The sequence below is a fragment of the Pseudomonas sp. AIG genome, assembly GCF_977020205.1.
This window is the reverse complement of record NZ_CDROCK010000054.1, coordinates 43,473-52,095: the sequence shown is the minus strand read 5'-3', so window position 1 is coordinate 52,095 and position 8,623 is coordinate 43,473. Positions and strand designations below refer to the sequence as shown.

The window sequence follows — 8,623 nt, the reverse complement described above, 5'->3', positions numbered from 1 at the left end:
TGTCGCCCCTGCGTGGGGCGAAGGGCGTGCCGTCCAGGTTCTTCTGCTCACGCACACGCTTGCGGCTCATCGTCCGCACGCGTTTGGTGACCTGGTTCAGCAAGCGGCGGCGCAATTGCGGCGGCAGGCTCAACAACGCCAGTTGTTCGCGTACGCCCAAGCGACCGCGAATGTCGAGTTCGAACGTGCTACGCCCGGCCATCGGTGGCCACCTCGCCGCGCTCTGCAATCCACAGATCAAACGGGACAAAGGCCCAGGTCTTGCCGAAGGCTTCGATCTCGCCGTCCGGGTCTTCGGCCAGATACTGCGGCTCGGCGAATTCCAGCGTGACTTCCACGTCGAAAAGGTCGTTGTCCAACGGCTCTACCGCGAACTCCGGCGCCGGCAATTCATGGCGATCGCGATCGGCGTCGTGGTTTTCCAGCCAACTGCCGACCAGGGCCATCAGGCGTGCCGGATGGTCGGCGAAGCGCTCCAGCACGATCGCGGCGCGATAGTGCATATCGGCGAAGTGCATGCCTTCGACGTCGGGTTTCCAGATCAGCGAAAGCTTTACCTGCTCGGTGAAGCTGTCGAGCTGTTCAGGTGCAACCAGGCGGCGCTCCAAAAGGTAGGCGGTCAGTCCTTGCAGCTTGGTCATAGCAGCGCCGCCGTTATACGGCCACGGCCTTGCAGAACCCGGATGGCTTGCTGGCTGAATTCCAGAAAGGTTTCGCCGCGCTCGGGCAATTCCTTGCCGATGTTTTCGGCGCTTTCGCGACGGTTCACGGTGGCGAATTGGGTCAGTAGGCTGGCTTTTGCACGGCAGTAAACGGCGCGCTTGTACGTCGCAGAGTGAAATGTGCGTTCAGGCAGGACCGTAGGATCCGCCGTTTCCACGGTGGTGACACCGACGTTCTGCCAGTCGCTTTTGCGCTTGGTTAGATCGCCGTTTACCTCAATCATTGCGGTCTTTAAGTCGGTGACCAGCATGTCTACCAGGTACTCCGCCGGCAGGCGGTAACCCTTCTGAAACTCAGACACGGAGAGGTTTGGCCAAAAGCCGTCGTTCTCGATGGCCTGTTCCACAAAGGTCGTGGGTTTCCCGGAAAAGCTCATTACTGGGCACTCAAATAGGGCGGGGAAACTGTTTCTCATGGGGCGGGCCATAAATGGCCGACTCACGTCCACAGTTCCCCGCAGGGGGGGTAGTCGGGTTATTCGGGGGCGCTTTGAGCCTGTTGTTTTTCCAGTGCCTTGCGAGCGCCTTTCAGGCGCGTTCCCACGCCAATTTCGGAATGCAGTTCTTGGGCACGCTCAAAGTGGCGGACGGCGGTTTCCCATTCCTTGGCGTCGATAGCGCGGATGCCGAGCAACTTGTGATAGCGCGCCGGGATTTGTGCCGGCAGATCCCATTCACCATCCACGAACGGCATCATGTCGCTCAGGTATGGCTCGGGGCTGCGCCCGCACTTTTGCTCGTTCTCGGCCCAGTCGATCACTGCGTCACCCACGAACGTCGGCACGTCACGCTTGAATCCGTCGGGCATTGCCTGGCCTTGCTGGATAGCGAACATGGCGACCTGCAAGCCCAACTCGAACTGCTCGGTATCGAAGAGCCAGACCAGTACATGCACTAACACCGGGTTCGGGTGATTCAATCCTGAGTCGCGGTAGCGCTCGACGTATTCCATGTACTTGGGCAGCAACTCGTCACGCTTAATCAGCCGGCGGGTTTCGTGGTTGTTGATGTTGCTGAGTCGTTCCAAATCAACGGCCAGCGCGCTCTCCATCAGCTTGAGGTGCTTCTGCGCATTGGCTGGACTGGCCAGAGCCGTGCTGGAGCTGTACGGCTCCGCACGGGGCACCGTGCCCGGACCTTCCGCGAGAACACGCCGCTTGTGGGCAAGGGCGATACTCACGGCAGCAGCTCCAGATTGCTGGCTTCAATCGCCGCGAACTTTTCCAGCTGCTCGATCACATAGCCCTCGTTGCGGCCGTTGTAATCCTCAACGCGAGAGCGTTTTGGGTTTTCGATCAGATGGCGTCGCCAGCTGCTGTTTGGAAAGTAAATCGACAGGTTGTCCCAACTGGTGACGACGACGCCGGTGGATGGAAAGTGAGGGATCACGAAGGACGGCAAACCGCCGTAGGTGTCGATCACCTGAGCGTTCTCGATACGCTCCTTTTCGGTCGGCGTGTCGCCTTGCTTGGCGTACAGCTTGCCCTTGTCATTGGCCAGCAGATCGCTGCCGATGATTGCGATCAGGTCGCCAGCATCGCGGAAAACCGGATCGATCATCTGTTTGACGTCATGCACCAGGGCGTCAAGATTGGCGTAGTCGCCGCCGGCGCCGAGGGTGATCTTCCCGGCGGTCTTGCCTTCCTTCAGCACCTGAGCAGGGATCTGCTCTCGGGCCAATTGCAGCCAGCCTTTGTTGACGTCTTGCAGCATCGGATGAGCCGCGAGGTCGGTCTGTGCCGCCGCTTCGACGCCATGCCAGCCGATCATGATGCGATCCAGCGCGATCTGGCGTTGCACCGCCGCGCCGTAACGCTCTGCAAAGTCCGGGAACTTGGCCCAGCTGTCGATCTTCGCGAATGGCAGACCTACGTCGGATTCAGTGTGATACAGCTCGTAATCCAAGCCGGACACATCGCTGAAGTCCTTGGCTTCGCGGTCTTTGGTTTTGGTGTTGGTGCGGCTGGACACCGGGCCGGTCACGCCAAGCATGACTTTTTGACCCTTGATTTCATTGACAGGAACCACGTTGATGCGACTGAGAAAGTCGGATTTTTCGGTGATTTTGTCGTTCAGCTCTTGGGCAATACTCGGTTCTACCGCGAACTGCCGAGACACGTCATGGACGTTGTACGACTCGGCCATGTCGTCCTGCAGAAGCGCGAACTGTTCCTGGGCGTGACTGCTGAGAGAGGCGCCCATTTACAAGGTTCTCCGCTTCGGGCTTTGTGTCGCGCCGGTGGTGCGCGGCACATTGCGGCCCTTCGGCGTATCCAGTAGCGCGGTGAATTTCTTGTCCAGGTTGGCTACGGCTTTGGCCAACGCCAGGTTGCCGGTCGCGCCCTTGCGGCGACGGGAGTACTCGCGCTCTTCTTCAGCGGTGTCGAGAATGTCCTGCACGGAGGTGCCGACCGCGTCGATTTGATCCTGGTCTGCTTCAACTTCAGCCGTGTCTGGCTCGATCAAGGTTTGAATGCCGGCAGCGACGAGCAACAGCTGTTCGACCAGTGCGGCCAGCGCTTTGGCTTGGGCTTCATCCATTGGGGTTTGGCTCTCTGATTGGGGGTTCGGGGTTGCTGGGGGTTCTTCGATGCCGAAGCGTTTGAACAGTCCGGAGAACATCGAAAGGAGTTTTTGCAGCTCGCCCTTGGGTTCAGATTCGTCAAATGAACCCAGCGGGAGGGCGGCGCTGTAATAAACGGTGGGGGAGGCCTTTTTGCGGGAGAAATACAGCTCTTGGGTGCCAGTGCTGGCAGGGGAGTCGGTCACAGCCAGACCGGTCAAATAGGCTTTGCCTTTGCCACGGAAGTTAGGAGTGATCTCGATGCTGGTGAACAGCTTCTGGCCCTGGTCGTTCAGCCACAACAATTGATCGTTGGGCTTGAGTTGGGCCTCCAGCGCGACTTGGCCTGGTTCCATATCCTCGTCGTCTTCTACCAGGCGCACGGCGTAGACCGTCCCATGGGATCCATAACCACGTTCGTGTTCGCACCAGATCACTGCCGTGTAAAAAGACGGCTTGTAGGTCTCGGCAATGTCGCGCAGTTCCTGGGGCAGAATTTCGCGGTTATCAGCGGTGGTGCCGCTGGTGGCGACACGTTTCCAGAAAGAAACAAGGGAACGGGGCATTGGCGTTTCTGCGCTCAATCGGTGGTTTGAGCCGCCACGATAGGGAGCCGCTGACCACCAAACAAACGCTTCGTTTTTGCTTTTCTCCTATTTTTACGATCTAGGAGATTCGCGGAATTTAACACCGCGTTTCCGGCGTTTTCGCCGCATAGACTGCGGACCATGCTCTATTCAATCGAAGTCAAAGAAGCCGCAAAACGTCTCTATTTGCGTCGGTGTAAGCCGAAAGAGATTCAGGTCCAGCTCAAGCTGCCGAATATCCGGATCGTCTATTACTGGATCGCCAAGGGCGGCTGGGACGAGATGCTTTCGGATGAAGAACCGCTGACAGCGGTCAGCCGGCGTCTGACGTTGATCCTTGAGAAACAGACCACTCTGACCAAAGGTGAGTTGGACGAACTGGACCGACTGACCACCGTACGCGATCGACTGTTGAAGCAGTCCAACAAAGCGTCGCCAGCGATCGCAGGTGAGGCGCCCGCACACGACCAAGGTGATCGCCAAGACAGGCGCCGGGAACGTGGCGACAGAGGCGGTAAGAAGCGCGAAAAGAAAGTGAAGAACGACGTTTCCGGTCTAACCGAAGTCGACTTCCTTGATAAGTTCATCAGCAAGATGTACGGCTATCAAAAGGAATTGTTTGAAGCCAAACAGAACCCGCTGACACGCCGGATCCGCAACATTCTGAAGAGTCGGCAAGTAGGTTTGACCTACTATTTCGCTGGCGAAGCGTTCATGGACGCGGTGCTGACCGGGGACAATCAAATGTTCTTGTCGGCCAGCCGATCGCAATCCGAGATTTTCCGTAGCTACATCATCCAGTTCGCCCAGCAGTGGTTCGGATTGGAGCTGACCGGCAATCCTATTGTGTTGAGCAACGGTGCCGAGCTGCGGTTTCTCAGCACCAACAGCAGCACTGCCCAGGGGCACCACGGTCACGTCTACATCGACGAGTATTTCTGGATTCGCGACTTCGAAAAACTCAGCACTGTGGCCAGTGCTATGGGCACACATAAGAAGTGGCGCAAGACGTATTTCTCTACTCCGAGCGCAGTAACGCATCAGGCCTATCCGTTCTGGACTGGTGAGACTTTCCGCAACAGCAAGCGCAAGGCCGCGAAGAATCCATGGCCAAGCGAAAAGGAAATTGCCGCCGGCGCGCTGTGCCCCGATGGCCAGTGGCGCAAGATCATCACCATTGAGGACGCAATCGCCGGTGGCTGCGATCTGTTCGATCTGGAGCAATTGCAGCTTGAGTACGACGCGGACAAGTTCCAGCAGCTGTTCTACTGCAAATTCATCGACAGCACCCAAGGAGTATTCGCACTGGCCGATCTGGAGCGGTGCTACTCGGATCTGTCGTTGTGGACGGACTTCGAACCCGAGGACGATCGCCCCTACGGAAACAGTCCGGTATGGATCGGCTACGACCCGAGTCGAACGCGAGACGACGCGACCTGTGTTGTCCTAGCTCCACCTTTAGAGCCTGGCGCCAAGTTTCGGATACTGGAAAAACACAGCTGGCGTGGGCATTCGTTCACCTTCCAGGCAGCGCAAATCAAAAAGCTCACGGAGCGTTTCAACGTCCAGCACATCGGCATCGATACCACTGGTATCGGCTACGGGGTGTTTGACCTGGTGCGCGACTTCTACCCGCGAGCGACCTCAATTCACTACAGCCTTGAAACCAAAAACAGCCTGGTACTGAAAGCCCAGGACACCATCCAAGGCAGTCGAATCGAATGGGACGCTGGTTGGAACGACATCGCGCAGGCCTTCTTGACCATCAAGCGCGGTGCGACCAGCAGCGGCCAGATCACCTATAGCGCCTCTCGCACCGACGCGACAGGCCACGCGGACATTGCCTGGGCAATCATGCACGCGCTGGCCCACGAACCACTCAACACCAACAAGCAGCGCCGAAGCTCCTACACACTCAGCGGAACAGGTACACATGGGCAAGCGAAGAAACCAGCAAACCGTCAATCCACCACGCGGGCGAGCGCGGGCCTTTTCGTTCGGCGCTCCCGAGCAGGTGCTGACCGAAAACATCGGGCAATACCTGGGCACGTTTGCCAGCCACGACGGCCGTATTTACACGCCGCCAGTGTCACGCCAAGGACTGGCGAAGCTGTTGCGCGCCAACGCGCACCACGGCGCCATTCCGGGTTTCAAGCGCAACCTGCTGTTGCGAGAGTTCGTTCCCTCGGCGGGGTGTAGCATCCGCACTATGAGCCGTGCAGGGCTGGATTTCATGGTGTTCGGCGAGTCCTATTTCCTGAAGAACCGTAACGTGTTCGGCGAAGTCCTGGAAATGGAACACCTGGCGGCGATCAACATGCGCGTAAAAGTGGACGGCGGCTTTGTCATGTTGCTGCCGGACGGCAAGGAAGTGGAATTCGACCAGGAAGACGTCGAGCATGTGATGAATTATGACGTGGAGCAGGACGTCTACGGCATTCCCGATTACCTGGGCGGCATGCAGGCATTGTTGCTCAATGAGGCCGCGACCCTATTCCGCCGGCGCTATTACAGCAACGGTGCCCACGCGGGTTATATTTTCTACACCAACGACCCGAACTTGACCGAAGACGACGAAAATGAGCTGCGCGCGCAGATCAGTGCAAGCAAGGGTGTGGGTAACTTCAGGTCGATGTTCGTGAACATTCCGGGCGGTACCGAAAAGGCGATTCAAATTATCCCCGTGGGGGACTTCCAGGCGAAAGACGAGCTGGAGAAGGTGAAAAACATCACCCGTAACGACGTCATTGCGGCCTGGCGGATGAACCCGGCGCTGGCGGGGATTATCCCGGAGAACAGCGGTGGATTTGGTGACATCGAAAAGATCGATCGGGTTTACACCAACAATGAAATCCATCCGATCTGCCAATTATTCGAACAGTTGAACGACTCACTGCGGGCCGATCGGCGTATTGGATGGCGTGACCCAGTAGAGGCAGGCGCAGCAGTTTGAGGTTGCTTCACGTAGAATAGTGTATGTACATACACCATTGGGGAAGGGGCGCAATGCGGATTACTTGTAGGGAATGTGGGGGTAAGGCTCGTATTGGTTCGCGTGAAAACATGAATCTGGAATATGCGAAGCTGTATTGCCAGTGTCTCAACCCGCGCTGCGGGCATACGTTCGTAATGAGCCTTACCTATTCACATCCTTTGCGTCCATCTGCTCAGTCGGTCGACCAGTTGATTTTCGACCGACTCCGTGAAATGCCTATTGCTCAGCAGCGTCAGCTATTCGATCAAATTAGTTCATTGCCCGCCTGATTAAACAGTTCTCCCAGTTCTTTAGAACATTCCAGTAATCGACCATGACTCCAAGTCATGGTCGCTACTACTCCGCCGCTTTCTTCCTCGTTCAGTGGTCGAGCACCGACTGAAACGCTTAACGACATTATTACTTTTGCGACTTCTTCTAAAACATCTCTCGTATTGATGATTACGCGCTCGTCCATTACTACGGCTCCATGCTGGGCAGATCAATTGCGGCGCACTTTACGAATTTAAAAAATAGATTGTCAAATAGTATTTTGGAGGCTTTTTGAACTAGTCGGCACATCTCAAAGCTCACACTATGCCATCCTGAATCGTCCGGGAAGCCGCGTAGAGTGGGGTTTTGTGTGACATTGCAAAATGCCATTAGTTCCCAATCGCATGCATGATTTTATAGTTTCATGTAATCGCGGTTAGATCATGGCCAATGCGCTAGCCCGCTTCATGTTCAGTGTTTATTAGTTCAGATCCGCCGCTATGGGTTGTGTATAGCTAAACTCTTGCGGTGTTTCTATGTGATTTGATTTTTCGTGCTGTTGGTCTTGGGGGCAATGAATTGCATGAAAGTATGTTTTCATGTATGTCAAGAAACAACAGTTTTCGATTTGATTGGTGATTTACAGAAAAAAGAAAAGGGCGCCAAAGCGCCCTTGTGAATCAGCAAAGCAGTGTAGTTTTAGCCGCTAAAATTATTACGGTTTATTGCGGGGCATCGGTAGCGATACCACCCCGTATCGGCGATGACCCTGCGGATCTTCAAATGCGGCGACCACCAGTCCTACTGGCAAGCGAATGCGCGCAATGCCATTCCCCGTGTCGTGGTGTAGTAGAGCGGTGGCCTCCACCAGGTGAAAGTCACTGGGTAACTCAGCCTGTTTTCGGGCGCTGTCGTACTCGGCCTCACTGACAGCGATGAATTGACCATCTATCAGCATGGTTCAGTCTCCAAGGCGCTGATGCGCTTCAGTAATTGGGCAATCAACTGGCCTTGCTGTTGTGCCAGTTGTTCGAAGGCGAGCGACTGCTGTAGGCGAGAAATAATCTCTCCATTCATGCTGCGATTATTCATTCGGGCGACTGCCGCAATCTCAGGGCGCAAGCCTTCGGGCAGACGAACCACAAATTTGTCTTGCTCGCGAGAATCACTCATTGGGCATTTCCTTTCAGTAGTGGTGTGGTCGGTTTTGCGAGTACCTGTGCGACAACGTCAGCGTCACGGTCGGACAGGTCGCCAAGGTTCTGTGCCATTGCCGCTAAGCTTTCGAGTCGTTGCCGGGCGTCAGGGGTCTTGTGAACCACGTAACCGATCAGGGCCGCGCCTATTACCGCCGTGGCCAACAATGGGCGAGTGGGCTTAAAGGTGCTGCGGCCTTGATCCGGCGGTGTGATAGCCTTGTTACCGCTGCTGCTTAGGTGCTGTGCTTGCATGGTGTTGCTCCTTTCGTGGTGGTTGGTGTCGGGGAGCTGCAACTCCTCGACAC

The 8,623-nt window shown here is 56.3% G+C and carries 12 protein-coding genes and 1 pseudogene; 3 read left to right on the top strand and 10 right to left on the bottom strand.

The window, feature by feature from the left end; genetic code table 11:
* From ACWR1S_RS25360 to ACWR1S_RS25335, 6 genes and pseudogenes are all read right to left on the bottom strand, one after another.
* Positions 1 to 202, bottom strand: a pseudogene (locus ACWR1S_RS25360) (virion morphogenesis protein); the annotation flags it as partial.
* On the bottom strand, positions 189 to 641 hold the full coding sequence (locus ACWR1S_RS25355; protein ID WP_454565408.1) for a phage tail protein: 453 nt from the start codon (positions 639 to 641) through the stop codon (positions 189 to 191). The pseudogene ACWR1S_RS25360 and the gene ACWR1S_RS25355, both read right to left, overlap by 14 nt.
* Positions 638 to 1,099, bottom strand: coding sequence for a head completion/stabilization protein (locus tag ACWR1S_RS25350; protein WP_454565407.1), 462 nt, complete (start codon positions 1,097 to 1,099; stop codon positions 638 to 640). The genes ACWR1S_RS25355 and ACWR1S_RS25350 overlap by 4 nt, the downstream gene beginning before the upstream one ends.
* Before the next feature lie 98 nt (positions 1,100 to 1,197).
* Positions 1,198 to 1,902, bottom strand: a complete 705-nt coding sequence (gpM, locus tag ACWR1S_RS25345; RefSeq protein WP_454565406.1) for a phage terminase small subunit — start codon at positions 1,900 to 1,902, stop codon at positions 1,198 to 1,200.
* Positions 1,899 to 2,924, bottom strand: coding sequence for a phage major capsid protein, P2 family (locus ACWR1S_RS25340; protein ID WP_454565405.1), 1,026 nt, complete (start codon positions 2,922 to 2,924; stop codon positions 1,899 to 1,901). The genes gpM and ACWR1S_RS25340 overlap by 4 nt, the downstream gene beginning before the upstream one ends.
* Entirely contained in the window at positions 2,925 to 3,851 is a 927-nt protein-coding gene (locus tag ACWR1S_RS25335) for a GPO family capsid scaffolding protein (protein ID WP_454565410.1), read from the bottom strand.
* 162 nt (positions 3,852 to 4,013) lie between these two features.
* Between ACWR1S_RS25335 and ACWR1S_RS25330 the strand changes: the two genes are divergently transcribed.
* Genes ACWR1S_RS25330 through ACWR1S_RS25320 form a run of 3 tightly spaced genes read left to right on the top strand, consistent with a single transcriptional unit; the run spans position 4,014 to position 7,136 of the window.
* Positions 4,014 to 6,071, top strand: coding sequence for a terminase large subunit domain-containing protein (locus ACWR1S_RS25330; protein ID WP_454565404.1), 2,058 nt, complete (start codon positions 4,014 to 4,016; stop codon positions 6,069 to 6,071).
* The gene (locus ACWR1S_RS25325) at positions 5,986 to 6,825 is read left to right on the top strand and encodes a phage portal protein (protein ID WP_454565403.1); all 840 of its coding nucleotides are present in this window, start codon (positions 5,986 to 5,988) and stop codon (positions 6,823 to 6,825) included. The genes ACWR1S_RS25330 and ACWR1S_RS25325 overlap by 86 nt, the downstream gene beginning before the upstream one ends.
* A 53-nt stretch (positions 6,826 to 6,878) precedes the next feature.
* Positions 6,879 to 7,136, top strand: coding sequence for an ogr/Delta-like zinc finger family protein (locus ACWR1S_RS25320; protein WP_454565402.1), 258 nt, complete (start codon positions 6,879 to 6,881; stop codon positions 7,134 to 7,136).
* Here ACWR1S_RS25320 and ACWR1S_RS25315 read toward each other — a convergent pair.
* From ACWR1S_RS25315 to ACWR1S_RS25300, 4 genes are all read right to left on the bottom strand, one after another.
* Complete coding sequence (locus ACWR1S_RS25315) at positions 7,112 to 7,324, bottom strand: hypothetical protein (protein ID WP_454565401.1); 213 nt, start codon at positions 7,322 to 7,324, stop codon at positions 7,112 to 7,114. The genes ACWR1S_RS25320 and ACWR1S_RS25315 overlap by 25 nt on opposite strands.
* A gap of 510 nt (positions 7,325 to 7,834) precedes the next feature.
* Positions 7,835 to 8,077: a hypothetical protein gene (locus tag ACWR1S_RS25310; RefSeq protein WP_454565400.1), complete on the bottom strand. Its 243-nt coding sequence runs from the start codon at positions 8,075 to 8,077 to the stop codon at positions 7,835 to 7,837.
* Positions 8,071 to 8,292, bottom strand: coding sequence for an Arc family DNA-binding protein (locus ACWR1S_RS25305; RefSeq protein WP_454565399.1), 222 nt, complete (start codon positions 8,290 to 8,292; stop codon positions 8,071 to 8,073). The genes ACWR1S_RS25310 and ACWR1S_RS25305 overlap by 7 nt, the downstream gene beginning before the upstream one ends.
* The gene (locus tag ACWR1S_RS25300; RefSeq protein ID WP_454565398.1) at positions 8,289 to 8,570 is read right to left on the bottom strand and encodes a hypothetical protein; all 282 of its coding nucleotides are present in this window, start codon (positions 8,568 to 8,570) and stop codon (positions 8,289 to 8,291) included. Before ACWR1S_RS25300 ends, ACWR1S_RS25305 begins: the two co-directional genes overlap by 4 nt.
* Positions 8,571 to 8,623: the final 53 nt, after the last annotated feature.

Coding starts and splice junctions, on each gene's coding strand:
- ACWR1S_RS25355 (WP_454565408.1), bottom strand. CDS start 641: ATGACCAAGCTGCAAGGACTGACCGCCTACCTTTTGGAGCGCCGCCTG.
- ACWR1S_RS25350 (WP_454565407.1), bottom strand. CDS start 1,099: ATGAGCTTTTCCGGGAAACCCACGACCTTTGTGGAACAGGCCATCGAG.
- ACWR1S_RS25340 (WP_454565405.1), bottom strand. CDS start 2,924: ATGGGCGCCTCTCTCAGCAGTCACGCCCAGGAACAGTTCGCGCTTCTG.
- ACWR1S_RS25335 (WP_454565410.1), bottom strand. CDS start 3,851: ATGCCCCGTTCCCTTGTTTCTTTCTGGAAACGTGTCGCCACCAGCGGC.
- ACWR1S_RS25330 (WP_454565404.1), top strand. CDS start 4,014: ATGCTCTATTCAATCGAAGTCAAAGAAGCCGCAAAACGTCTCTATTTG.
- ACWR1S_RS25320 (WP_454565402.1), top strand. CDS start 6,879: ATGCGGATTACTTGTAGGGAATGTGGGGGTAAGGCTCGTATTGGTTCG.
- ACWR1S_RS25315 (WP_454565401.1), bottom strand. CDS start 7,324: ATGGACGAGCGCGTAATCATCAATACGAGAGATGTTTTAGAAGAAGTC.
- ACWR1S_RS25310 (WP_454565400.1), bottom strand. CDS start 8,077: ATGCTGATAGATGGTCAATTCATCGCTGTCAGTGAGGCCGAGTACGAC.
- ACWR1S_RS25305 (WP_454565399.1), bottom strand. CDS start 8,292: ATGAGTGATTCTCGCGAGCAAGACAAATTTGTGGTTCGTCTGCCCGAA.
- ACWR1S_RS25300 (WP_454565398.1), bottom strand. CDS start 8,570: ATGCAAGCACAGCACCTAAGCAGCAGCGGTAACAAGGCTATCACACCG.